The sequence below is a fragment of the Nostoc sp. FACHB-152 genome (assembly GCF_014697475.1).
Lineage (GTDB): Bacteria > Cyanobacteriota > Cyanobacteriia > Cyanobacteriales > Nostocaceae > Nostoc_B.
In genome coordinates this window covers 38681-61685 of sequence record NZ_JACJRV010000040.1, presented here as the reverse complement: position 1 = coordinate 61685, position 23005 = coordinate 38681, and the positions used below count along the sequence as shown (strand labels likewise).

Below are 23005 nucleotides of genomic sequence, written 5' to 3'. Positions count from 1 at the left end.
TTACTTGGTCAACCTTTGCCTGTTGGTAGCTTCTTCCCTGAATCTTGGAGATGTCCCACCACTTTCTCTTCTGCTTAAACAAAAAACCTGCCCTTGAAAGCTGCCCCCCCTGCGGCCTATTTGTATCAAACTTAAAGTGAAACGGTATTAGCTATTGCCTATTGCCTATTCCCTCCCTCATGACATTTATTGATTAAGTAATTCCCCTAATTGATGCTTAACCAATAGACCTTTGAGAGTAGCATTTTCAGCTTTTAAAGCTATATTTTTTGCTTCTAATTCTTTAATTCTGTCCTGCAAAGCCTCTTTAGTTGTGCCTTGTCTATGAATGACCACTTCCTTATAAATTGCTAAATTAGCATCCTCATTCATCCATCTTTGGTAAGTTTTAGTATGCTCCTGTACTGTATGACCCATGTAATCAGCCATTGTTTTGATAGGTACTCTTAATCGATGACCACGGAGTGCATAGGCATGGCGTAAATCATAGGGTTTAAAGCCTACAACAGCATTTCTAAATTTAATTTGTAGTTTTGCAGTTTTATTACTCAGAGTTCCTTCGTTATAAGGCAATTTAACTTTTTTTAAATCAAATAATTCTATCCAATGAGGATGTATTGGCGGAATTCCACAACTGCGTTCACCCGTTTTAGTGCCTTCTGTTAGGCTAGGATTTAAAGTAACTAAATGAAAAGTATTTGTTGAGTCGATAAAAGCTTCTATATCCACAGCAAATAATTCATGAGGTCTTAAGCCATAAGTAGCTAACATCCCATATGCCCATTGCCATTGCTCTGGTTCTGTCAAATTTTCTCTACTAGCATATACCGATAATGGACTGCCAATTTTAATAAAGCCTTGAATAATCTCCTCATCGGTAGGGACTTTCCGAATTGTTGGTGTAGGTTTAGGCGTAGCGTAACTATAAATTGTTTGAAAATTTTTAATTCCGCAAAACTCACAAAACTTTTTCAACTGCCAAACCAAAAAAAATCTAGATGATGTATTCGGTTTAGTTCTTTCTAACGCCACTTCTAAAGCTTGGGCAGACATGGGTAGATCTTGCGGTAGCTTTTTCAGATGACGCAAATAATGAGTTTCCCAGGTACGTATTCCTTGCCGATTCTGTTCGTGAGTTTTCCAAAATTGTTGCTCATATTCTTGAATCAATTCACTAATGAGCTTGGTAGACTTTTCTGCCTCTGTTGCTTCTAATTTTTGTGCTTGTTTCCCAAGTAATTCTGGAGTCCATTGAAATTGTTTTGTGATTAATAATAAGTCCAATTCTCTGGCTTTTAAAACCGCCATTTTTATACCAGTGTCATTAGCAGCAAAACCACAGGAAATGGTATATTGTTTATTAGGACTTCCTTTCTTTCCAATCTCACCAGGTCTACAAGGAAATGTCCCTTGTAAACCTATAGTTTTATGACTAGTTAATTTAAGTTTAACTTTAACTTTTTCTAAACTTAATGCAGAGTTAGTTTGCCCAATAACATATTTTATTCTTAAATATTCTCGTTCTATCTTGGCAGACTCATCTGATGCAGGTTGTTTTGCTTTCCACTGCTTCCATTTAGATGGTTCCCATTGGTCGATTTTTATACCATCCCATTCAGCTTTACGGGGGTCGTAGGTGCTGGTTTCGTAAGTGGGCATGGGGTTTATTCCTTTGATGGGACTAGTATTGGTTTTGAAGATAGCTAATAACAGTTAACAAGTAAAGCCGCAGAAATGCCAATGTAGTTAAAATATCAGTGATAAAATTTAGATATAAGAAGACTTTTAACTCTATCACCTGTCCCCTGCAAGAATATTAAGGTGGAATAGCTGGGAGTACAATTCGTAAATTGATACGGAATTGATACCAAGCATACTGAAGTTGATAGATAAATTATGGCAGTACGAATATGAGCAAAAGATATTTATTACCATTTATGATAGCTGCGATCGCAGCCAGCCTTGGCAGTTGTAGTTCTAACCCTACATCTACATCTAGCCAAACTACCAGTGAAACCCTAGCACCTACAACCACCACGCAACCAGCCCCTATCCCTAGTCAAACCCCTAGCATGGCTCAACTGAGAGCCAAAGCCGCAAAAGTTCAGCCATTGGACACAACACCTACACCTGAGGCTACACCTGCGGAAACTTCCAAAGCTGAAACCACTAAAGTAGCAGCTGCGCCAAAAACAGTTAACGTTACCTTATTTACCAGCGACACCGATTGTCAACAACTGATTCCGCAAAAAGTTGCAGTGCCAGCAGAAGAACCTGTAACAAGTGCAGTTGGGAAAATCTTAGACGAAAGAGACACAGCCGACTTTAGCGTATCTGGCTATCGTGTAAATTTAAAAAATGGCGTTGCGACAGTTGATTTGCGCCTATCACCCCAGTCAAAGCGGCAATTAGCTTCTCTTTCTAGTTGTGAACAATTTGCTTTGTTTGGTAGTCTCCGCAAAACCTTAACAAGTAATCCTCAATGGAATATTAAAGAAGTGCGTTTCACCGAAAAAGGCCAAGAAATTGTGCTTTAGTTCGTAGGGTGGGCAAAGTCTGTCTACCCTAACATATAATACTAATGCGATCGCATCACTAATATTTCCTGATTTAAAATTGACTGCTGCTCAAATTTTGCAAGGTTAATCAACGCAAACTAATTCTGAATTACGAATTAGAAATTACCTGACCAATAAGCTTGAGAATTTGGCAGATAGTATACAATTCCTTGGCAGATGTAAACAAAGCAAACACCCGTGACAAATCGTATTTTGGCGTGTCTGCTTCTTGCTTGACTTTGATAAATAAAACATCATCCCCATTTGTCACCATACCAAACACAGGTTTATCTGGGTGAGGATTAGCCATTAAATAAGCTAGGGCTTGCGGTACAGCCGACCAAATCGAAAGAGTGGTTTTTTTCGACTCTACCACTATCACCCACAACTGATTTTGTAGTACCAAAACATCAATACGTCCACGTAGCACTTCTTCCCCATCATCCAGCACTAAATCCACCGATGATTCCGCCTTAATCCTAAAAGGAGGGTCATAAAATCCAGATAGTGCCAGCAACGGGGATACTACTAGCAACATCACTGTTCCCTCTAACAAATCACCTTCACCACGGTGATAAAGATATCTGCGTCGTAGTACATCTAGTGAAGCTTTTTCTGCTTCAGGAATTGGGGATAATTCACTCTTCCACTCTGGAAAAAATTCTTCTGACTCAATGCGAATTAATCCAAATCGAGTTTCTGCTTCTCTTAAGCTGGTAATTGCTTCTGTGATTGCTGATACCTGTGTCATCCTTACTTTACCAAAATAATTTAGCTTAAGAGCGATCGCACATCCTACGATAGTAATTTTTAGTATAGGCAGCCATTAGAGATGAGTTATAAAGTAAAGTTTAAATTGTAGTGGACTGTTTCAGCTAAAACGGTGCAATAGATATTTGATAAAGTTGATATAAATCGACGCTTTCACGTACTCAAACTCAGATCTTGCACCTCTCTGCGTCTTTGCGCCTCTGCGTGAGACATATTAACCAACTGCATAATCTGTAAAATGCCTCAGATAAGGTGGTTGATATCCAATTACAATGTCTTTCTTTGGTATTCCTCTATCTACTAATTCATTCCTTTTGAATCCAAATTTTATTATCTTTAATATCAATATGAACTCTACAGCCATAAACCCGATGACGATTTTCCCACCCTAAATGGATAATTTGATAGCTATCCACTTCATTATTAAAAATAGGAATTACTTCAATTTCTCCGTTTATCGGCTTAATCTGGCTATATTCTGTAAGAACATCTTTAATACTTTTTCGATATTGATCTACTTTAACCATGTCAAGTATCCCCAGATTTAGTTAACAGCCATTGTTCAATTAATTCCGTTACAATGTCGCTCATTTGTCGGTCTTGAGAAGCCGCCGCCGCCTTAAGTTGGCGATGTAATTGTTTAGGTAAATAAATAGTTGTCCGCGTATAATCTGGGCTAGTACTTTTGGTACTAGAAGTTGGTTTCTCCTCAACAGGCTGTAGTTTATCTCTTTGTTGACGACTACGTGCAGCATCAATCAAATCATCAAAACGACTCGTTTTTTTCTGGTTATTCAAGGTAATATCTCCTTTCCCGCTTCAGCGTAACACCGCCAAGCAATTTGGGCGTAAGGGTCTTTGACTGCATTTACTGGAACTCCTTCTAAAGCAGCGCGTTGAAATACAGCCAGCCGTCTGATTCCTGTTTGAAATAGGGGTAAACCAGCCTTTAACAAAGTGGTTCTGGCTTCTTCTCCCGCCTTGTTGGGATGGGGTGGAATGAGAGTTAATAAAATTCGATAGTTTGTTTTAAATTGTTTTAATAAGTCAACCATTTGCAGTGTAGCTGCTAATGCGATCGCATCTGGTGTAGTAGGTATCACTAGCAAATCGCATCCTTGGGCAATAGTTTTTAACTCATCGGTTGCAGGGCGGGCTGGCGTATCAATAATAATATGCTCATATAAGCTAGCTAAACGTACTCCTTGCACTTCATCTGCAACTTTGAAAGGCAAACAACCCCGGTTAGACCAATCTAAAGCACTGCGGTTTAAGTCGCCATCTACTAATAGTGTGTCAGCCTTGTTCTGAAAGTACGTAGCTAAGTGCAACGCCGTCGTAGATTTACCGACCCCCCCTTTAAATGCTGCTACGGTAATAATCATTTTGGTTTTAACAGGAAATAATGCCCAGATTTTACTGCATATTAAACATTTAGATGTTTAAACATTTAAAAACTTAGATGTTTAATGTGCTTAAATATAGTAAGCATATATTTAAGCTATAAACTATTTGTGTACTAAATAATGTCAGCGAGTCGAGTGTCAGTTGTTAAATTTATACATTTATACTTAGAAACACTACATTAGGTCTTCAAACTGCCAACACTAGACTGCTAATGAAGATAGATAGACAGGGTTACTGAAAAGTTCTACAATCTGAGTCATAACAGTAAAACTACTTATTGCTTAAGCAAACCAAGCATAGTAAAGATTTTCTGGTGATTCCGCTTGAGTGTGGAAACATCCTATTAAGATAAGGAAGTCTTGAGTAGAGGTTGTAAACAATGGATGTAAAGCTGATTCTAGTTGGATTAACAGTAATATTTACTGTTGCGTGCCTATTTTTTGGTACGAAAAATGGATTTTATGATTCAGAGAACTATCATGGCAATGGCTCTGCACACTAACATAGTGCCACAGTAAAAAAAGCAGGCAAATTCCAGCTTTTGAGAACCAGTGCGGGTTTACAAAAGTCGTTCTCTCCAATCAAAAATCCATGTCTTGGGGTGTATGAGCGCACTATAAAACTTGCCCCTAGGTCACAAAAGCAAAATTACCAGAATTATTAGCTTTTGGGATACATAAATGACGATTCGGTTGGAGGGGGGAAAGCATGAGGGATAATGTGTCCGCATCCTCTCGCTTTGATACTGAAGAAACAGGGGTTGAATTAAACTGTTTTCCTTACAGTGTCCAGCATCATGATGAGGGTGTGTGTTTACTTGTCAAAATGGGGCCACACCGCATTCTGCTAGATTGTGGGTTGGGGAATATTTCGTCATTGCAGAAGGGACTAACAAAATCGGCTCGTCGAGGGAGTTCGCCATTACCAGCCGATGTAGTATTGATTAGTCACGCTCACCCAGACCATGCAAGAGGGGTGCTGGCATTACACAAAACTTTCCCACTTTTACCTATCTATGCTAGCGAAGTTACCACAAAGTTACTGCCGTTAAATTGGCCAGAGCAGAACCCCAAAGAAATTCCGCAATTGTGTCATGCTCTACCATTGCGATCGCCTGTAGAATTGCGTGATGGTTTAGTAGTAGAATTATTTCCTGCCGGACATCTACCTGGGGCTGTGGCGATTTTGCTAACCTATACAACTGAACATCGCTCTTATAAGGTTTTATATACAGGCGACTTTTTCTTATCAAATTCCCGGCTAGTAGAAGGTTTACGCTTAGAAGAATTACGGGGATTAGATGTAAATGTACTGATTGTCGAAGGTACTTATGGCACATCTCGTCATCCCCACCGCCGCATTCAAGAAAACCAACTAGCAGAACGCATTAATCGCGCGATCGCCGATAATTGTTCTGTACTCCTGCCCACACCAGCATTAGGTTTAGGACAAGAACTGCTGATGTTGTTGCGGAGTCATCATCACTTCACTGGGCGGGATTTAGATATTTGGGTGGATGGTAGTGTTGCTAGAGGTTGCGATGCTTACCTAGAACTACTTTCTTATCTTCCCCCATCCGTACAGAACTTCGCTCGCCATCAACCCTTATTTTGGGATGAACGGGTACGTCCCAGAGTGAGACGCTTACAAGCAGAAAAGCGTGCTGTTGTGGGACATTCACCCTGTATAGTTCTCACTGACTCTACAGCAGATTTAGGTGAGTACTGTCAGCCTAATACAGGCCCCTGGCTGATCCTGATTCCCGAAAAAATTGATATAAAAATTAACAAACAATATCCAGCACCCACCACCCTAGAAAGCTATTTGCTTGCTCAACACAGTGATGGCCCTGGTACTACTCAACTAATTCATAATTTGCGACCCCAGCACGTTCTATTCGTTCACGGTTCTCCTGCTTATTTGGCAGACCTAACTAGCTTGGAGGAACTGCAAAACCGCTATCATGTCCATTCGCCACTGGCTAGCACCTTAGTAGAACTGCCCATAGGAGAAACATTTGTCCAACCAGCCGCGCCAGAGACTAATTACGAAGGCGAACTGACAGAATTAGCAACAGTCATCACTATTACCCTACCTGAAGCGATTACAGACGATCCCCGGTGGCGACAGTTTGCTGATACAGGGTTAATTGAAGCCCGTTGGCAGGGAGAAGAAATCGTGTTGCGGGGGTTATCCCAAAGAGAATTGCTGAATCAAAGCAGCGATCGCTATACTTTATCTGATGTTGACTGTTGCGGTACTTGCCGACACCAAAGGGGACAGCGTTGTTGGAACCCTGCTTCTCCTTTATATAACTTTAAGGTCACTCTCGAAGGTTATTGTCCAGCTTTTGAACGCTCATCAACTACTGAGTCCTGAGCAAAGAGAAATTAATCTCGCTTGTCCAGGACTCAGCACTGTGCTGTTAATTAATCAGGATTTGAATCGGTAAAACGGTTACGGATGCGTTCAGCCTCAGGACAATCTTCAGTTAGGAGAGGTTCGACATTACCGCGTGGTACGGAAGCTAATTTCTGAGTGACAGCGCCAATGCTTTCGAGGCGAACCATTTCTTCCCAAGAACAAACTTCGTCCTCCTCATCTGTTTCATAGCGTAGCGTCACCAAATCTCCCTCTATGTCGATGATGCGGGCGCGTTCTATCCAGCGTTGCTGGTCCCGCAAGAATACACATACCTCCCGCCCATCGCAACACAGTTGATAAATCTTGCGGTGTAGCATGTACTGCTTCTGCCTTTTTAAACAACGTACGTTAAACCTGAAAAAATTGGGTTTTACCCCATAAGATAACATCCTAAGAGAGGTTAGTTTCACGGTTCAGAAAAGAGTGCGTCTGCTGACCCTGCCCCAAGAGCTAAATGATAGTGTTTAAACTTAGGGAAATTTTGGGTCATAAACCAATAGTTACTGCACCAGTTGAACTCAATCTCGTCTTTGAATAGTTAAGAACGAATGTTTACTTCATAGAAGTCATACAATTCGGGAATTTTCCTAACCAGATCAATAGCTGCTGGTAAGTCTTTCCTATCATTATGTAATAATAAATACTCCAAAACAAGTGGTGATTGCGGTTGTGAAAATTGCCTACTTGTATTCATGGGCATTACTGGGAAATCTGGGGATTCTGCTGTACTTTTACCCCTATGTATTTGATCTTAACTCATTATTTTGCTGACCTTCATGGTTTTCAACAACAACATCACATGAGTTTTATATTTTAGGCAATTTATTTGAGGATTTGGGTACAAAGGTAGGGCGTAGGGGTATAGGTAGGTTGACTGGTTAGCATTATTATTTGGATTCTTTGTTGCGCTGTGGGGTCAATGTCAAATCTAAAATCAAAAACTGTTTGTCCGTAAAACCCCTACACCCTTACACCCCTGTACCCTTCGCTATCCTATTTGTACTGGGTGAGTAATTCTCTAAGTCGCTCCGAAGCCCCTTCTCGTTTGATTTTACCTGCCATAACTGCATCATATAGATCTGCTAGAAGTGCTAAATCCCCGGACTGGTAGCACTTGGTAGCCAGCACTTGATGGAGCAGACCCTCAGATTCAACACTAAGATATCCAGTTTGAAAAGCAGATTCAACGAGTGTGCGAATCATTTTGATTAGGGCGTAATAAGCAATTTAATATATCTATTTTGGAACATAAATTTTTAATACTGACTGATATCAAACAGTGATTATTAGTGATTGTAGTTACAAAAACTCTGTGATTATAATCACAGGGGCTTATTAGCTTGATAAAACATAGCTTACTATTTTTGGATGATAAATTGGTAGTTTTTCATATAATCTTTGCTCAAAGCGTACGTAAAAACCCTGCATAATATGTAACTTTATATACAAAATATTTTAAGACAAGAACTGGCGGAAATCTTCATCCTGTTGACTCAACTGCACCCAATCAAGATTTAAAGATATAAACTTTTGTACTAAGCGATCGCAAGCAGGGCGCTCCGTTGCATAATGTCCAGCATCGACTAGAATTAGACCGCGATCGCGGCTTTCTTGAAACTGATGGAATTTGCAATCAGAAGTTAAGTAAACTTGCGCCCCAGTTTTGACTACAGACGAAATAAAACTAGCTCCCGAACCACCTAAAACAGCCACGCGCGAAATTTTCTGTTGTAAATCAACCGTCGGAGAAAAAATCAAATTGGGTGGGGTAAGTTGCTGTTGAATAAGCGTCAGTAAATCTTGTAATGTCAGCAATGGTTCTAGTACCCCGACACGCCCGTAACCCAACCCCGAAACAGTTGGTACTATAGGCGTAACTTCTTGTAGGCTGAGAACTTGTGCCAAAACATCAGCCGTGCCATCTTGTACTTGGTCAAAATTAGTGTGGGCAGTATATATCCCAATATTATGGGTAAAAGCTAACCGGATCATTTCGGCGATCGCTTCACCACGGCGAAGAGATTTAGGTGGATTAAAAATTAACGGATGATGGGCAAAAATCAAATTAGCATTTTTAGATATTGCTTCTTCCATCACCGCCAAAGTGGGTGTTAAACACACCAAAACCCGCGCCGACTCCTGCAAAACACCCGGCTCAACTTGCCAACCACAATTATCCCAACTTTCACACCAAGCTGGATTTGCCCACTCTTCAAACCAAGTAATTAAATCAGCAATTTTCATAATTTAATCTGTAAAAAATAGCTATTAAAACTCTTACATAAATCAGATTATGCCTGTTTAACTCTTCGCGTCTTTGCGCCTTTGCGCGAAACTTAAAACCTATCCAGAAATGTGAACAACCAACTCCCGTGTATGACTACGCTGACGATGTTCCCAAACATAAATTCCTTGCCAAGTGCCTAATACCAAATAACCGCGATTAATAGGTATATGTTCTGAAGTGTGAGTTAAGGCAGAACGGATATGTGCAGGCATATCATCAGAGCCTTCCGCATCGTGGATATATCCCCCTGATTCTGGAACAAGTTTTGCCATAAAGTTAGCTAAATCTACTAATACATCGGGGTCAGCATTTTCTTGGATGACTAAACTAGCAGAAGTATGACGTAGAAATAAAGTGCAAAGTCCTGTTTCTACACCCGACTCGGCAACGATCGCTTCTACTTTTGCAGTAATGTTGTGAAAGGATTTACCAGTAGTAGAAACTCTAAGTAGCTTTTGGAAGTGAACCATCTGTAGATTAATTGACTATTCACTAATAATATAGACTTTCTTAGGAAATTAGCAGCGATATTCACCAGTAATTTTGCTATATATTAAATAGACAACTATAACTATTCAAAGTAGTGACGAGTGCTTACCAAAATTTGAGGCATCTTTAAGAAGTTAAAATTGAGTAAAAATTTTAAGCCTCTCTTGTAAATAATTGCTAAAAATAAACTATTAGTAACCAAATTTGGTTGTCTTCTATTATTTAATTTTCCACATATTTATTTTTACAAAAATTTATAGCTAGGTTCTCAAAAAAAGCAGCGTTTGTGCTTTCAGATATTGCCTACAAGTTTGACATCAAAAGTTTCTCTTACCTAATAAGTGAAGGAAATCATTCCAATGGCACACCTGTTTGAGGCGTTTAGCATTCGTGAACTCACCTTTCGCAACCGTATTGCCGTTTCGCCCATGTGTCAATACTCTAGTACAAATGGGTATGCCAATGACTGGCACTTAGTACATTTAACTTCTCGTGCAGTAGGTGGTGCAGGTTTGGTATTGACAGAAGCAGCTGCTGTAGAAGCGCGAGGAAGAATTAGTCCGCAAGATTTGGGAATCTGGTCAGACGAACATATAGAAGCTTTAGCGAAAATAGTTACATTAATTCATAACTTTGGTGCAGTTGCAGGTATTCAACTCGCCCATGCAGGGAGAAAAGCCAGCACAGCTAAACCTAGCCGAGGTGGAAAAGCCTTGGACGAATCTCATGAGGGTTGGCGGCCTGTGGTTTCGAGTAGTGCGATCGCATTTAGTAAAGATAGTCCTGTACCAGAAGCCTTGACTATAGAAGGTATTCAACAAATTATTCAAGCCTTTGTAGCAGCTACTCAACGTTCACTACAAGCAGGCTTCAAAGTCATCGAAATTCATGCAGCCCACGGCTACCTACTGCATCAATTTCTTTCACCTCTAGCAAACCATCGTCAAGATAATTATGGTGGTAGCTTTGAAAATCGGACTCGTCTTTTGAGAGAAGTTGTAGAAGGTGTGCGACAAGTATTACCAGAAGGTTATCCCTTATTTGTTCGCCTTTCCGCCACCGATTGGATAGATAAAGGTTGGGATATAGAACAAAGTATTACTTTATGTGACAAACTCAAAACCTTAGGTGTAGACCTAATTGATTGTTCTTCAGGAGGGATTATTCCTGGGATTAGTATTCCAGTTAAACCCGGCTATCAAACTCAATTTGCTGAACGTATTCGCCGAGAAGCAAATATTGCTACAGGTGCAGTTGGCTTAATTACTTCCCCAGAACAAGCCGACAAAATAATTCGCACAGGAGTAGCAGATATAGTTCTGTTAGGACGTGAACTCCTTCGTAACCCTTATTGGCCGCATCTAGCAGCTAAACAGCTAGGACATGAGAAACTCTGGCCAGTGCAATACGATCGCGCTTGGACGTAACAAAGCAGGTGATTAGGTAACAGGTGACAGGGAACAGATTATAGGCAATACCCTAATCCGTACTGCCTTTTGGCTGACATAGCAGCAGCCAAAAGGCTAGGGCATTAACAAATGATAAAACTTAAACACCAAAAGTTTTTTAACCCTATTACCTGTCACCTATTCCCTATTGCCTGCTTCTATTGAAATAGCAAGCAATTCAAACTTGAGGGGGATGTGAGTGATACGCTAGTTTTATAGTGTCTTAAGTAGTGTTGCGTAAATTTAGGAGCATATACTCATGCATATATTAATGCAAGCAGCAGATTCAGTTGCAACCAATGGCACCCACTTTCCTTTCGCTTTTACAGCAGTGTATGTAGTTGGCTTCATTGCGGCTGTCACAATTGGTTCTATTGCTTGGTACAACTCTAAACGTCCAGTAGGTTGGGAAAGTAAAGACCGTCCAGACTTTGTGCCTAAAGTTGATAAAGAAGAAACTCCGGGTCTAGGTGAACCGAAGTAATAAGTGGTTAATGGTCAATAGTCAATGGTCAAAAATAGAAAATCAAGACTTTTGACTTTTGACTCTGAACTATGAGTTTAATTTTGAACATCAACCCAACGACGATAAAGCTGTTGAATTTGTTTAAGCAACGCATTGTAAACTGGTTGGGCAGAGTCATTTAGTTGTGCTAACTCCTGTAACTTGGTCAAGAGTCTTGCTTCTTCTGTTGCTACTTCACCATCGCTATAAATTAAGCCACTAATAGCTTCAATCAGACTTTCGCAGTCTTCCAGGCTAGGGCGATCGCCTAAATATTCCTTTACCCATGCATAACATTCTTTTGGTTGCACGGGTACCAATTCATAAAGCCAAGGCTTAATCTCAGGGTCTGTGGATAGACCCTTTGCTTGAGCAATTTCACGGAGATATTGCCGTTCTTCCGGTTGAATTCTGCCATCAATCCAAGCGGCTCCAATCAAGATTTTAACTAAGTTCTTTACATTAGAATCAGTAACCATTGCTGCCTCCTGTGGTAGATTGGGGCTTCCATCAAATCGTACAATCCCAGGTAGTGATCACTCGGAATCGTTGGTTTTTCTTAAGCGCACCATAAAAAAGCCGTCCATGTCTTGCAGATGGGGCCAAACTTTCAGCCAGCCTTGTGGCGTGGAAGAAGCCCAGTAGGGTGAACCAACCTTGGGAAGCTCAATTTGCCACTCAGGATTCTCAGCCAAAAATATTGAAATTACATCTTCATTTTCTGCTGGATGCAGTGTACAGGTAGCATAAACCAGTACACCACCTTTTTTGACAAAATTTGATGTATGTGACAGTAGTTGCTGTTGCAGTAGCGAAAGTTCTCGGATAGATTGGGGTGTTTGTCGCCAACGTGCATCAGCGTGACGGTGTAAAGTTCCCAAACCAGAGCATGGTGCATCGAGCAAAACGCGGTCAGCCGTATTGTAGAACTGGGGAAGGTTGCGGCTATCGCCCGTGAAAATTTGAATTGAGTGCAAATTTAGCCGCTTGGCATTTTCTTGGAGTTTACGCAGACGGGAAGCAGTGCGATCGCAAGCCCAAATTTTCCCGTGATCTTGCATTAATTCGGCGATGTGCGTGGTTTTTCCCCCTGGCGCAGCACAAGCATCAATCACCACCTCACCTGGTTGGGGGTCGAGAACATGACTCACTAATTGCGCGCTACTATCTTGGACAACCCACCAACCTTCAGTAAATCCAGGTACATTTTGAATTGGCCCGGTGCTGCTAATTAAGCGTAAAGCTTGGGGTAAATGGGGAATGGGTCTTGCTAAAATTTCCGCCGCTTGTAAAGCTGTTTCCACCTCCTCTAAATTAGTCCGTAATGGATTAATGCGGAGGTCGATTGTTGGTGTTTGGTTCATCCACTCACAGAGTTTTTCCGTCTCAGCAAAACCAATTTGGTCTAACCACACCTGAACTATCCAGTCGGGAAAACTATGTAAAATACCCAAGCGTTCTACTGGGTTGTCTGGTAATTTCAAGGGTTCAGGAGAATCTTCAGCCAGCCGAAGATATTGACGTAACAAACCATTGACAAAACCCGTGAGTCCCGAAAAACCATTTTCCTTCGCTAGTTCGACAGTAGTATTCACCGCCGCCGAAGGGGGAATTCGTTCTTGGTAACGTAGTTGATACAGACCCAGATGTAAGATAGTGCGGAGGTCTGGTGGTTGTTGGTGAGATTTTTTTGTAGCGAGTTCGTCAATTAATGCGTCTAGGGTGCGTTGTCTTCTGACACTGCCATAAACTAATTCTGTCGCTAAACGGCGATCGCTATCTGGCAATTTAAATTTTTGCAACACTCTATCTAGAGCAACATCAGCATAAGCCCCTTTGTGGACATCTCGCAGAACAATAAAAGCTATTTGACGGGCGTTAGTCATGAAAGCATTTCCCCTGTATCTGGGGACATAGAAAATCGGATTTTGAAATTTTAAAAGAATTTTTCTACATTTCTACATAATTGTAGATTTTAGTCTTGTAATTTTTGACTTGCAATATCCTGTATTTAATTATCAACTGAATACTTCAAACAACCGCCTTTATTTGACAACTTTAGCGCGAAACATACAATTTAAATTATACTTCTTTCCTTCTGCCACACCACTTACTAGCCGCCAAAAAACACTTTCGGATATTTAGAAATTACTCATAACATGGATTTTTTCTCTTGGAGTAATCGATTGCATTCTAGAGAACCTTCTGCACATCAAAAATCGCTAGCCGGCCCGCTAATTTTTCCTGGGGCGGCGGTGGATGCAGACGAAGTTTGTCTCTTTCATCAGACAATAGATCAAGGCATTGCCAAACGAACCCTAGACTCTGGCAAATTGCTGTGGACTGTGCAAACTCCGGGAATACCTCTGGCTGTGGTTGGGCAAAATCTCTGGTTCATCGAGGGCTTAAGTAACCGATTTCGTATCTTGGCACTAAACACTGAAACCGGCAAAACAGTAAACACTTCGACTTGGTTTGATATGCTATTGGGCTTACCTGCCATCTTTGACTATAACGATTATCAGGGTCTATCGGTCAATCTCGAAGCTCGCTGGGATGCTTCAACAAAAAAGCTCTGGATACGCATTGATGGCTCAACCCAATATGATGGAGGATCTGTACCCAGCCCATACATACAAGCCGCAAGTCGTAAAATAATTTCTATGCTGGTGAAAGTTATGCCTGTAACAGCAAATATCTCGTTAGATAAGACAAATCATATAGACGGCTTCACCATTAACTCGGTGAAGCAGGAAAACAAAGAACTGCCAATTTCTTTCCCTAGTGATTGTGTTTCGGGAGTACCAGTAAATTCGTCTTTAATTTCCTCCCATAAACATAGGGTAATACGTTCAGCAAAACTTTCTAACTACATTGTGTTGCTTCAGATTTTACCTGTAGATCATTTTAGTTCGTCTTTATTATTGTTGCGGGTGTTTTCGTCGGATTTTAGCCGATTAATATGGCAGCAGTGCATTGGTAATCACTACGTAGAGCCAGTCCGATGCTAAAAATATTGAGAGGCAATTAATTACTTGAATAATTGATTTGTTACTTTGATAACTGAAAATTACAAATTACAAGCATACCCAGCATTTTCTACATCAAATTCCTCAAAACTAAATAACTCTAAATACTCAGGATGAAGCATCAGTTCTTTAGCCAACAAAAAACCAGTAATTGTCCAGGTTTGATATCTTCTCGCTTCCCTACCAATTAACATTCCCCGTGCGCCATCATAATATTCCGGCCATTCATCCTCACTCAAACGATTTTCAGCTAATTCCATTGCATTTTTCGCAATATTTTTTCTGCCTGTTTTTTGAGCAGCAGCCGTTAAAATCCACAACAAAACCGGCCAATTTCCGGCATTATGATAAGACCAAGGAATATTTTTCGGGTCACATCCAGTAAAAATTCGATACTCTTCCTTTTCTAAAGCTGGGAAACAAATCTTCATTGGCATTGTGCCTACTAAATCTTCCCACTGTGCTTCAATCAAAGTCATAATTGCTTGTGATTGCTGTTCGCTGACTAGAGAAGAAATAATAGCCATCAAATTTCCCAACGAAAAAAAGCGAGTATCTAACTGTGAAGGCCCCACATTACCTGCTAAATAACCGCCATTTTTAGGTAGCCAAACAGCTAAATCCGCATAAGGAATTGAGTCAGAATATATATTGAACAGGTTAATGGCTGTTAGTCCATATTCTTCACATTTAAAACGATAAATAACATTCAAACGATTAATATCTATCCAATAATGTTGACGAATGTGATTTTGCAACAGAGGTAGACGTTTATCAATACCAATAACAATCTCTTCATCACCAGCACAAACTAATAGCTGACGTGCAGCACGTAAGGCTGCATAAAATAAAGCTTGAATTTCTAAAGGATAACCATAAATACCTAAACGACGATGAATCATACAAGACCCATCAGGAACTAATAGCGTCGGGTACATATCAAATCGAGTTGCCAAACAAAGTTCCATAATTAAAGCAATCCCTTCCTGAAACTCTGGTTGTAAGGCAAACTGTAAATCTTTTGTAGCTTTCACATAAGCGCGTAAGATAATTATCCACCAGAGACAAGAATCAACAGGTGTAACTCTAGCGATCGCATTTTCTCCAAAATCTGATTCTAAATATTCTTTTCCATTTATTGATACAACTTTGAAGCTAGCTGGTATCAAACCACGACCAGGTGTATAAGCATCTAATTTCTCTTTTTTAGGCTGTAAACGTAAAGTTTCTTCCAAAAAATTACGGACAATATCGTATCTACCTTTAATCAAAAATAAGAAAGCTGAAGAAGCAAAATCACGGATAAAACAATGGTCATAATTCAATGCTGATTGTGACACATCATTGGCAGCTACAGTACCTACAGGACGACCTCGATAGTAAATAATTGATTCTTCTAGTAATTGCCATGCCTGCTCTTCAATGCTTTGCATCGCAAATCATCCTCCAATTTGGTAAAGGTTACTACTTTTATTTAATAAGAAAAAATTTTTAGAGTATATTGCTACTTAAGTTACTGCCACACTTAATGCCAAGCAATATTTATATAAGTATTTGCTAGTAAAAGGCTAACTGTTATCTCATTTATATTTTTATATGATATCTTCTTTAAGCTGTGACTGTTAAAAAAATAGATAATAAAAAAGCCCCATATTATCTATAAAGGGCTTTCAAGTATTGTTAATTGTGAACAAATATTTTACTTCACAAGCAGTATAATTCTCTTCCCTATAGCCAATATTAAGACATATAAGGATTTACACTACCAATTTCAAACTCACAAGCTCTAGAAATCAACTCTGGAGCTAATTTATCAAAAGTTACCAAAGGTAAATGAGAAGAGTCATTGAGTAGTTCCTTAGCTAATAAGAAACCTGCAATAGTCCAAGTTTGGTATTTTCTAGCTTGTTTGCCAATTAATCTACCTTTTTTACCATCGTAATATTCTGGCCATTCGTCCTCACAAAGACGTGACTGAGCGATTTCAACAGCTTTTCTAGCCAAACTAGTTTTATTAGTTTTAATAGCGGCGGCGGCTAACATCCACATCAAAACAGGCCAGCTGCCAGCATTATGATAAGACCAAGGTATATTTTTCGGGTCACATCCAGTGACAATTCTGTATTCTTCACCTTCCAAAGCTGGAAAACAGATTTTCATAGGCATATCTCCTACTAAATCGTCCCATCTTTCTTCAATCAGAGTCATGATGGCTTGTGACTGTTCTTCAGTAGCCAAATCGGAAATAATTGCCATCAAGTTGCCCAAAGCAAAATACCGAGTATCGAACTGCGAAGGCCCCACATTACCTGCTAAATAACCACCTTTTCTAGGTAGCCATTTATCTAATTCATAATAGGGAATCGAGTCTACATAGATGTTAAATAGATTCACAGCCGTTTTGCCATACTCTTCACTTTTAAAGCGATAAATGGCATTTAAGCGATTAATATCTATCCAATAATGTTGACGAATATGAGCGCATAAAAGAGGCAAACGATTATCAATTGCTGCTACAACATCTTGATTGCCATTACAAACTAGCAACTCACGCGCCGCCCGCATTGCCGTGTAAAATAAAACTTGAAGTTCCAGAGGATGACCATATATACCCATACGACGGTCAATCATACAAGCACCGTCTGGAACTAATAAAGTTGGGTACATATCAAAGCGATTCGCCAAACAAATTTCCATAATCAACCGAATACCAGTTTGGAATTCCGGTTGATAGGCTATAGAAAAATCTTTTGTAGCGACAACATAAGCCCGTAATAAAATAATCCACCACAGACAAGAATCAACAGGCGTAACTCTGGCGATCGCGTGTTCGCCAAAATCAGCTTCTAAATATTCTTCACCATTAATATTTACAACTTTGAAGCTAGCAGGAATTAAACCTCTACCTGGTTTGTAAGCATCTAATTGCCTTTCTTTAGGTTGTAACTTTAGAGTTTCTTCCAAAAAATTACGAACGATATCTGTTCTACCTTTTGCCAAAAAAATTAAGGCAGAAGAAACAAAATCTCGAATAAAAACCTGATCATAATTGAGTGCTTCTACAGAATTATCATAGGCTGCTACTGTACCAATCGGCCGCCCTCGATAGTAGAGAATCGATTTTTCTAATGCTTCCCACGCCGCTTTTTCTGTACTTTCATCCATTACTAAATTCTCTATTTGCATTGCTAAAAAAGCTCCATTTAGGGTGTAGATTGGTGGTAGATGCTCCTTATTTTTTTGCTGCTATCCTCATCATAACAAAGAGCATTTATTTCATTTATTATGCAATTAATTTTGTTATGAGTTTAGTAAACAAAATTAGCAGTTAACGTAAATAGATTACTTACTATTATTTTGGCGGTGAATTGCAATCATCTGTTTTTCACCTTCAGCAATCAAAAGAATGCATAAAACAGCGACATGAAATATATTTTTAGATTATTAGTATTCCCGTTTAAAAGTCAGGAACTTCTTTTACCAAACTAAAACATATCTCATTAGCTATTTTATGTTGATGTAAAGCTTCAATAGATTTCAGTATATTTACGTATGGGTTTTTAGTTTTTGCAACTAAAAATTTAGCTATCCCCCCATAAATTAATAATTTATAACTTTTTTTCAAAATCTGCAACATATTTATTTACAAACTTAAAATGTCAATAGTCCTAAAGATGTAGCTGTCATACACTTTAGTCAGTTTTGAGGAATAAGGAAGTAAAAAAATGAGTGTAAATACTCAATATTTGTAGAAATTTAAATTAACAATAGCTTGTATAGATATAGGAAAAATTAATCTTAATTGCACCAATCTTTGGAGATAGATAAGATAAATTATCTAAATTTGTAGAATTAAAGTAGAAAGGCGATCGCGCATTCATCAAAACTTCAGTTGCCCTTGGAATTGTTGATAAGCTTTGTTAATTAGTTGCATTGACGCTTTAGCGTTTGCAGACCTATTAATATCAGGATGATATTGTCTAGCTAATTGAAAGTAGGCAAGCTTGACATCTTGAGGTTGAGTATTTGGATCTACACCTAAAACTTCCCACCATTCCTGATGCAGTAAAGAATCGAGATTCAACTCATTTAGACCTTGCAGACTCCAAATTTTAATAGTACCGCCGTTACCACCACTTACCAACATCTTGCCATCAGGAGTGAAGACGACAGGGCTACAACCAGCAAGAGTATGTAATAAATTCCCTGTTGGGATATGCCAGAGTTTGATGGTGCTAAGACTGCTACTAGCTAAGATTGTTCCATTAGAACTAACAGCAACAGATGAAACTGCTTCTGTGTGTCCAGTCAAAGTACAAATTAATTCTTTTGTATAGAGATTCCACAGCTTGATGGTAGTGTCGGTACTACCGCTAATCAGAGTATGACCATCAGAACTAATAACAACTGTATTGATTGCAGCCAAATGTTGAGTAAAAATCTCAAGTGGTTTCCAAGTTGTGCAGTCCCACAGCCTGATAGTTTTATCAACACTTCCACTTGCCAAAATTTTACTATCAGGACTAATAGCAACAGATAAAACTGCATCTGTATGCCCACTCAAAGCAAGTTTTAAATTGCCTGTATAGCCTCCCCAAATTTTGATAGTTTTATCAGCACTACCACTGGCAAGAAATCTACCATCAGGGCTAAATACTACTGAATTTACAAAACCATTATGACTGTAGGGTGAGTTGGAATAAAAAAATGTCCGCAAAAATTGTTTTTTCTCCAATTGCCAAGTGCTAATTTTGCGGTCAACACAACCACTAACAATCTGTTTTCCATCAGAACTGATAGCAAGAGATAGAACCGCCTCTGCTTGACCAGAGAAAGTATGAAGCCACTTTCCAGTTTTTAGATTCCACAGATTAATTTGTCTGTCATCACTACCACTAACTAAAGTATTACCATCAGGAGTGATTGCGATCGCATTAACTTTTGCAGTATGACCTTTAAGAGTTTTGACACATTTCCAAGTTTCAGGAAGCTGAAGGTTGGAAGTTACAGTTTCTTGTTCAGTCTTCGCACTAGCAAATTCAGCCTTAAGTGCTTGTAACTCATCCTCAACCTCCAAAGCAGCAAATTTTTGGTTGAGATCCTCACCAGATAACAATAAACCTAACTCTATAACAGCAGCGTTATAGTAATCCATCTGCAAAACTTTTTCTTCCATCCGTTCAAAAAGCTGTGCAGGAGTTTCTTTAACCTCAGATTCATCTAACAACTTAGCAAAACCATAAGCCGCCAGTCCTAAAACTGCACCCACGCCAGCCATTGGTACAGTTCCAATACCAAACGCTAAACCAATTTTAGGTGCAACTATTCCCATACCACCAACAACGCCAGAAAAGCCAGCACCACCAACAGCACCAATTCCCATTGCACCAAAAGCCGCCACATCTCCCGCAGCTACGGCTTGAAAAGCACCATAAACAGCCGCACCAGCCACAGCACCAGCACCAACAACAGGCGCAGTTCCAATTCCAATAGCACCAAATCCGCCTGCTAACCCCATTCCGCCAACTGACGCAGAAACACCTGCACCTGCTAGGCTTCCTCCAGCGATGAATGCTGCACCCGTTTTAGAGTTTTGTGTCACTAATACTACTTATTTATAATTGACTTTTCAGCTAAGAAATATCATCTAGATTGAGTGTAGAAGTTGAATATATTTATATAAAAGCAAAAAAGATAAACTAATTAATTTAAATGTTGAGAAAAGATTCCTAGAAAGAAACCTATAATAAGACCTACAAAACCTATCATTACTTCGACAATATTTTCAGATTGAAGTTCGTTAGCTGGTGCTGCCCAAGCAGAATTTGGTAAAATCATGATGCTGCTAGTCAATACAAACAGCGTCATTAAACATAGTGACATTATTCTTTTTGCGTTTTGTATTAGTTGCATAAGATTTAAAAATATCGTAGTAGCTCGATACAACTGTTTAATATTAAAAAATAAAACCACCAAGGACATCAGTAATTTTCGCTAAACACGCAAAGTTACAATCATTAAATTCACTCAGTATGAACATTAAACCAAGGATAGGCACTTGCCTCCAAAGCTTGAAACTCAGGTAGTTATGTCGAACAGAAGCCTCCCATAGTATTATGGGAGGCTTAATAAACCAATATAGGACTACGTATAAATTGTTTCAAAATCTCATTTGGGAGTTTTCTTAGTATTCACTGTGGTTTATTTCTCCATTAGTTGTAAGTCAGTCCTGCAATTGATAACAATCAAGTCCAGCAAATAGTATGAACAGTTAGTTATGTTAGCTTTCAGGTTTTGTAGTGTCGTCGTGGCTAACAAATTTCCATAACTTATAAGCACCATAGCCAGCTGCTGCTGTGGCTGCAACTGGAACCAATACTGGTGCTGCTGCCAAGGTTGGTGCTACTGTTGCTAATGGAGCAACCGTTGTTACAGCTAGGTGTCCAACTGCTGTAGCAACTGCGGCTAAAGTTGCAGTGTCACCTGTAGCCATAAGTGTGATTGCACTACCAGAAACAGCACCCACAGCCCAAGTCATAAGATTTCCACAATTTGACTCACATTTGAACAAAACTACATCTCCATCACCTTTTATAAGACTTCCTTCTATTAAATTTCCTTCTGCTCTAGCTGAAGTTGGAAAGATTGTTAATGTACTTGTTACAACAAGCAAAGTCACCAATAGTATTGATATAAGTCTTCTCGTACTTTGAAAGATACTTGGCATTTAACTTTCTCGCGTGTCAATTTATTTACAAAATGAAACTACTTAAGAGTAAGCTAAGAAATCTTGTTACCACCTCGTAATAATCAATGAAATATTAAGTCTTGCTTTTAAATTTTGTATAAAGTTATTAGAGAAAAATAAATGAAGGTTAGGTGGAACGAAGTGAAACCCAACAATGCCAAGATATTTTGATGTTAGATTTAGTTCCTCAACCCAACCTTGTATCTTAAGAGAAGTAGAAGAACTCAGTTAAGTATAGATTTATGTAAAGATTAAAAGAATTTATTGATGTAATTAATGCCCAAGCTCAAGTAGTGGTAAGTAGATTTTAGGTCATGACATCGCCATTTAAGCTGCGGTAAATATCAATAGTCAACTAAGTAAGTCGGTGAGGAAAACCTAACTATGTTACGAAAAATTAACTAAGCTAAAAGTCTCTCCCCTCTTGCCTCCTGCTTTATCCTGACGATAAATATTCACGACGACCTACTTAATCCGGTAAAAAATCTTCATCTAAACATTCATCCATAGTAAATGGAGATTCTACGGGAAAAATATCAACGGACAAACCAGTTTCATCACTGGCTTGCTTTCTGGCATCTTGATAACAATCAGTAAAAACTTCTTGAAAATATGGTTTTAAACTAGGACTATCCTTAAAAGTCCTTGTCAATCTGCGGCGATGTTCTCTAATAGTTACTTTCCAACTATTAGAGCGTTTTTCTGGCTGATATTTGTATTTTAATAGATGCATTAATAGAACAACTAAATTACTCTCAAGTACGCGTTTTTCACTTCTCCCCATGCTTTCAATCTCTTCGATAAGATTTTCTAAATCAACATCAGAAAATCTGCCTTCTTTTAGTTGTTTAGCAGTTGTCTCTATCCACAAATAAAAATCTTGGTCGTAAAGACGCAAGTTGGTAAAAACTTTTGATTGAGGCGCAGTCATCAGATTTGTAAACCTCTCAAAACTATCTACTAAACTTAATTTAATCCTGCTAGTTGTAATTTCACTTTATTCTGCGTCTGCTTTTACTTGGATAATCATTTGCCCTATAAGCTCTATAAAGTGTAAATCAAGTAAAGTTGCCGTAAAATGAAGAATATTTTAATTCAGAAAATATTCAGTAGGGCGTGTTAACATCAGCTTCCCATCTTCCAACTTATCAGCTAGAACCCACAAAGCTAATGCTTGAACTCTGGCAACAGCTTCTTCTTTTGTGTTTCCATAAGCCAGCACACCAGGAAAATTAACCACCTCAGCCAAAAACCGTCCGTCCTCTTCTTTTTCAATCTCTATAGTTAAGTTCATAAGCTGTAAAGGTATTGTAGTAAAAGGATTCCTGGATAAAACAAA

General features: G+C 39.2%; 24 protein-coding genes. 5 read left to right on the top strand and 19 right to left on the bottom strand.

Annotation, left to right across the window (positions count from 1 at the left end; translation table 11 throughout):
- Window positions 1–186 precede the first annotated feature (186 nt).
- Complete coding sequence (locus tag H6G76_RS22385) at window positions 187–1659, bottom strand: integrase (protein WP_190705719.1); 1473 nt, start codon at window positions 1657–1659, stop codon at window positions 187–189.
- A 251-nt stretch (window positions 1660–1910) separates the two neighbouring features.
- On the opposite strand from H6G76_RS22385, the gene H6G76_RS22380 reads away from it, so the two are divergent.
- Window positions 1911–2537: a GerMN domain-containing protein gene (locus tag H6G76_RS22380; RefSeq protein WP_190705716.1), complete on the top strand. Its 627-nt coding sequence runs from the start codon at window positions 1911–1913 to the stop codon at window positions 2535–2537.
- Between the two features lie 130 nt (window positions 2538–2667).
- Here H6G76_RS22380 and H6G76_RS22375 read toward each other — a convergent pair whose 3' ends face one another.
- The 5 genes from H6G76_RS22375 to H6G76_RS22360 form a co-directional block, all read right to left on the bottom strand.
- The gene (locus tag H6G76_RS22375; protein WP_190705714.1) at window positions 2668–3309 is read right to left on the bottom strand and encodes a type I restriction endonuclease; all 642 of its coding nucleotides are present in this window, start codon (window positions 3307–3309) and stop codon (window positions 2668–2670) included.
- A 234-nt stretch (window positions 3310–3543) separates the two neighbouring features.
- On the bottom strand, window positions 3544–3693 hold the full coding sequence (locus H6G76_RS38110) for an element excision factor XisI family protein (protein WP_313934817.1): 150 nt from the start codon (window positions 3691–3693) through the stop codon (window positions 3544–3546).
- Window positions 3635–3856, bottom strand: a complete 222-nt coding sequence (locus tag H6G76_RS22370) for an element excision factor XisI family protein (protein ID WP_313934816.1) — start codon at window positions 3854–3856, stop codon at window positions 3635–3637. Before H6G76_RS22370 ends, H6G76_RS38110 begins: the two co-directional genes overlap by 59 nt.
- 1 nt (window position 3857) lies before the next feature.
- Window positions 3858–4127 carry a CopG family transcriptional regulator gene (locus tag H6G76_RS22365; RefSeq protein WP_190705711.1) on the bottom strand — a complete coding sequence of 90 codons (270 nt, stop codon included), beginning with the start codon at window positions 4125–4127 and terminating at the stop codon, window positions 3858–3860.
- Entirely contained in the window at window positions 4124–4714 is a 591-nt protein-coding gene (locus H6G76_RS22360; RefSeq protein WP_190705708.1) for a ParA family protein, read from the bottom strand. The genes H6G76_RS22365 and H6G76_RS22360 overlap by 4 nt, the downstream gene beginning before the upstream one ends.
- Before the next feature lie 730 nt (window positions 4715–5444).
- Between H6G76_RS22360 and H6G76_RS22355 the strand changes: the two genes are divergently transcribed.
- Window positions 5445–7115 carry an MBL fold metallo-hydrolase gene (locus H6G76_RS22355; RefSeq protein ID WP_190705704.1) on the top strand — a complete coding sequence of 557 codons (1671 nt, stop codon included), beginning with the start codon at window positions 5445–5447 and terminating at the stop codon, window positions 7113–7115.
- 50 nt (window positions 7116–7165) lie between these two features.
- On the opposite strand, the gene H6G76_RS22350 is transcribed toward H6G76_RS22355, so the two are convergent.
- From H6G76_RS22350 to H6G76_RS22335, 4 genes are all read right to left on the bottom strand, one after another.
- Window positions 7166–7477, bottom strand: coding sequence for a DUF6679 family protein (locus tag H6G76_RS22350; protein ID WP_190590263.1), 312 nt, complete (start codon window positions 7475–7477; stop codon window positions 7166–7168).
- Between the two features lie 676 nt (window positions 7478–8153).
- Window positions 8154–8363: a hypothetical protein gene (locus H6G76_RS22345; protein WP_190705701.1), complete on the bottom strand. Its 210-nt coding sequence runs from the start codon at window positions 8361–8363 to the stop codon at window positions 8154–8156.
- Window positions 8364–8615: 252 nt separating this feature from the next.
- Window positions 8616–9404, bottom strand: a complete 789-nt coding sequence (locus H6G76_RS22340; RefSeq protein WP_190705699.1) for a Nif3-like dinuclear metal center hexameric protein — start codon at window positions 9402–9404, stop codon at window positions 8616–8618.
- A 99-nt stretch (window positions 9405–9503) separates the two neighbouring features.
- The gene (locus H6G76_RS22335) at window positions 9504–9917 is read right to left on the bottom strand and encodes a secondary thiamine-phosphate synthase enzyme YjbQ (protein ID WP_190705696.1); all 414 of its coding nucleotides are present in this window, start codon (window positions 9915–9917) and stop codon (window positions 9504–9506) included.
- 378 nt (window positions 9918–10295) lie between these two features.
- Here H6G76_RS22335 and namA point away from each other — a divergent pair, with 378 nt between their 5' ends.
- Together namA and psb35 are read left to right on the top strand one after the other, a co-directional pair.
- Entirely contained in the window at window positions 10296–11363 is a 1068-nt protein-coding gene (gene namA, locus H6G76_RS22330) for an NADPH dehydrogenase NamA (protein ID WP_190705693.1), read from the top strand.
- A 280-nt stretch (window positions 11364–11643) separates the two neighbouring features.
- Window positions 11644–11868: a photosystem II assembly protein Psb35 gene (gene psb35 / locus H6G76_RS22325; protein WP_190705690.1), complete on the top strand. Its 225-nt coding sequence runs from the start codon at window positions 11644–11646 to the stop codon at window positions 11866–11868.
- Window positions 11869–11945: 77 nt separating this feature from the next.
- On the opposite strand, the gene H6G76_RS22320 is transcribed toward psb35, so the two are convergent.
- Both H6G76_RS22320 and H6G76_RS22315 read right to left on the bottom strand, forming a co-directional pair.
- Entirely contained in the window at window positions 11946–12368 is a 423-nt protein-coding gene (locus H6G76_RS22320; protein ID WP_190705687.1) for a TerB family tellurite resistance protein, read from the bottom strand.
- Window positions 12369–12425: 57 nt separating this feature from the next.
- Complete coding sequence (locus tag H6G76_RS22315) at window positions 12426–13775, bottom strand: 16S rRNA (cytosine(967)-C(5))-methyltransferase (protein ID WP_190705685.1); 1350 nt, start codon at window positions 13773–13775, stop codon at window positions 12426–12428.
- A gap of 273 nt (window positions 13776–14048) precedes the next feature.
- Between H6G76_RS22315 and H6G76_RS22310 the strand changes: the two genes are divergently transcribed.
- Window positions 14049–14900 (top strand): hypothetical protein, encoded by an 852-nt coding sequence (locus tag H6G76_RS22310; RefSeq protein ID WP_190705683.1) that lies wholly within the window; start codon window positions 14049–14051, stop codon window positions 14898–14900.
- 59 nt (window positions 14901–14959) lie between these two features.
- Here H6G76_RS22310 and H6G76_RS22305 read toward each other — a convergent pair whose 3' ends face one another.
- The 7 genes from H6G76_RS22305 to H6G76_RS22275 all read right to left on the bottom strand — a co-directional run bounded on the left by H6G76_RS22305 (window position 14960) and on the right by H6G76_RS22275 (window position 22960).
- Complete coding sequence (locus H6G76_RS22305; RefSeq protein WP_190705680.1) at window positions 14960–16351, bottom strand: glycoside hydrolase 100 family protein; 1392 nt, start codon at window positions 16349–16351, stop codon at window positions 14960–14962.
- A 307-nt stretch (window positions 16352–16658) separates the two neighbouring features.
- Window positions 16659–18104, bottom strand: coding sequence for a glycoside hydrolase 100 family protein (locus tag H6G76_RS22300; protein ID WP_190705677.1), 1446 nt, complete (start codon window positions 18102–18104; stop codon window positions 16659–16661).
- A 694-nt stretch (window positions 18105–18798) separates the two neighbouring features.
- Entirely contained in the window at window positions 18799–20520 is a 1722-nt protein-coding gene (locus H6G76_RS22295; protein WP_190705675.1) for a DnaJ domain-containing protein, read from the bottom strand.
- Between the two features lie 101 nt (window positions 20521–20621).
- A complete protein-coding gene (locus tag H6G76_RS22290; RefSeq protein WP_190705672.1) occupies window positions 20622–20831 on the bottom strand; it encodes a hypothetical protein in 210 nt (69 codons plus the stop codon).
- Window positions 20832–21198: 367 nt separating this feature from the next.
- Window positions 21199–21456 (bottom strand): hypothetical protein, encoded by a 258-nt coding sequence (locus tag H6G76_RS22285; protein WP_190705670.1) that lies wholly within the window; start codon window positions 21454–21456, stop codon window positions 21199–21201.
- 679 nt (window positions 21457–22135) lie between these two features.
- The gene (locus tag H6G76_RS22280) at window positions 22136–22597 is read right to left on the bottom strand and encodes a DUF29 domain-containing protein (protein ID WP_190705667.1); all 462 of its coding nucleotides are present in this window, start codon (window positions 22595–22597) and stop codon (window positions 22136–22138) included.
- A gap of 159 nt (window positions 22598–22756) precedes the next feature.
- Window positions 22757–22960, bottom strand: coding sequence for a type II toxin-antitoxin system HicB family antitoxin (locus H6G76_RS22275; RefSeq protein WP_190705664.1), 204 nt, complete (start codon window positions 22958–22960; stop codon window positions 22757–22759).
- Window positions 22961–23005 lie beyond the last annotated feature (45 nt).

What these genes read in the sequence shown, in the direction of transcription:
- H6G76_RS22385 (WP_190705719.1), bottom strand. Translation starts at nt 1,659, where the DNA reads ATGCCCACTTACGAAACCAGCACCTACGACCCCCGTAAAGCTGAATGG.
- H6G76_RS22380 (WP_190705716.1), top strand. Translation starts at nt 1,911, where the DNA reads ATGAGCAAAAGATATTTATTACCATTTATGATAGCTGCGATCGCAGCC.
- H6G76_RS22375 (WP_190705714.1), bottom strand. Translation starts at nt 3,309, where the DNA reads ATGACACAGGTATCAGCAATCACAGAAGCAATTACCAGCTTAAGAGAA.
- H6G76_RS38110 (WP_313934817.1), bottom strand. Translation starts at nt 3,693, where the DNA reads ATGGCTGTAGAGTTCATATTGATATTAAAGATAATAAAATTTGGATTC.
- H6G76_RS22370 (WP_313934816.1), bottom strand. Translation starts at nt 3,856, where the DNA reads ATGGTTAAAGTAGATCAATATCGAAAAAGTATTAAAGATGTTCTTACA.
- H6G76_RS22360 (WP_190705708.1), bottom strand. Translation starts at nt 4,714, where the DNA reads ATGATTATTACCGTAGCAGCATTTAAAGGGGGGGTCGGTAAATCTACG.
- H6G76_RS22355 (WP_190705704.1), top strand. Translation starts at nt 5,445, where the DNA reads ATGAGGGATAATGTGTCCGCATCCTCTCGCTTTGATACTGAAGAAACA.
- H6G76_RS22350 (WP_190590263.1), bottom strand. Translation starts at nt 7,477, where the DNA reads ATGCTACACCGCAAGATTTATCAACTGTGTTGCGATGGGCGGGAGGTA.
- H6G76_RS22345 (WP_190705701.1), bottom strand. Translation starts at nt 8,363, where the DNA reads ATGATTCGCACACTCGTTGAATCTGCTTTTCAAACTGGATATCTTAGT.
- H6G76_RS22340 (WP_190705699.1), bottom strand. Translation starts at nt 9,404, where the DNA reads ATGAAAATTGCTGATTTAATTACTTGGTTTGAAGAGTGGGCAAATCCA.
- H6G76_RS22335 (WP_190705696.1), bottom strand. Translation starts at nt 9,917, where the DNA reads ATGGTTCACTTCCAAAAGCTACTTAGAGTTTCTACTACTGGTAAATCC.
- namA (WP_190705693.1), top strand. Translation starts at nt 10,296, where the DNA reads ATGGCACACCTGTTTGAGGCGTTTAGCATTCGTGAACTCACCTTTCGC.
- psb35 (WP_190705690.1), top strand. Translation starts at nt 11,644, where the DNA reads ATGCATATATTAATGCAAGCAGCAGATTCAGTTGCAACCAATGGCACC.
- H6G76_RS22320 (WP_190705687.1), bottom strand. Translation starts at nt 12,368, where the DNA reads ATGGTTACTGATTCTAATGTAAAGAACTTAGTTAAAATCTTGATTGGA.
- H6G76_RS22315 (WP_190705685.1), bottom strand. Translation starts at nt 13,775, where the DNA reads ATGACTAACGCCCGTCAAATAGCTTTTATTGTTCTGCGAGATGTCCAC.
- H6G76_RS22310 (WP_190705683.1), top strand. Translation starts at nt 14,049, where the DNA reads ATGGATTTTTTCTCTTGGAGTAATCGATTGCATTCTAGAGAACCTTCT.
- H6G76_RS22305 (WP_190705680.1), bottom strand. Translation starts at nt 16,351, where the DNA reads ATGCAAAGCATTGAAGAGCAGGCATGGCAATTACTAGAAGAATCAATT.
- H6G76_RS22300 (WP_190705677.1), bottom strand. Translation starts at nt 18,104, where the DNA reads ATGCAAATAGAGAATTTAGTAATGGATGAAAGTACAGAAAAAGCGGCG.
- H6G76_RS22290 (WP_190705672.1), bottom strand. Translation starts at nt 20,831, where the DNA reads ATGCAACTAATACAAAACGCAAAAAGAATAATGTCACTATGTTTAATG.
- H6G76_RS22285 (WP_190705670.1), bottom strand. Translation starts at nt 21,456, where the DNA reads ATGACTTGGGCTGTGGGTGCTGTTTCTGGTAGTGCAATCACACTTATG.
- H6G76_RS22280 (WP_190705667.1), bottom strand. Translation starts at nt 22,597, where the DNA reads ATGACTGCGCCTCAATCAAAAGTTTTTACCAACTTGCGTCTTTACGAC.
- H6G76_RS22275 (WP_190705664.1), bottom strand. Translation starts at nt 22,960, where the DNA reads ATGAACTTAACTATAGAGATTGAAAAAGAAGAGGACGGACGGTTTTTG.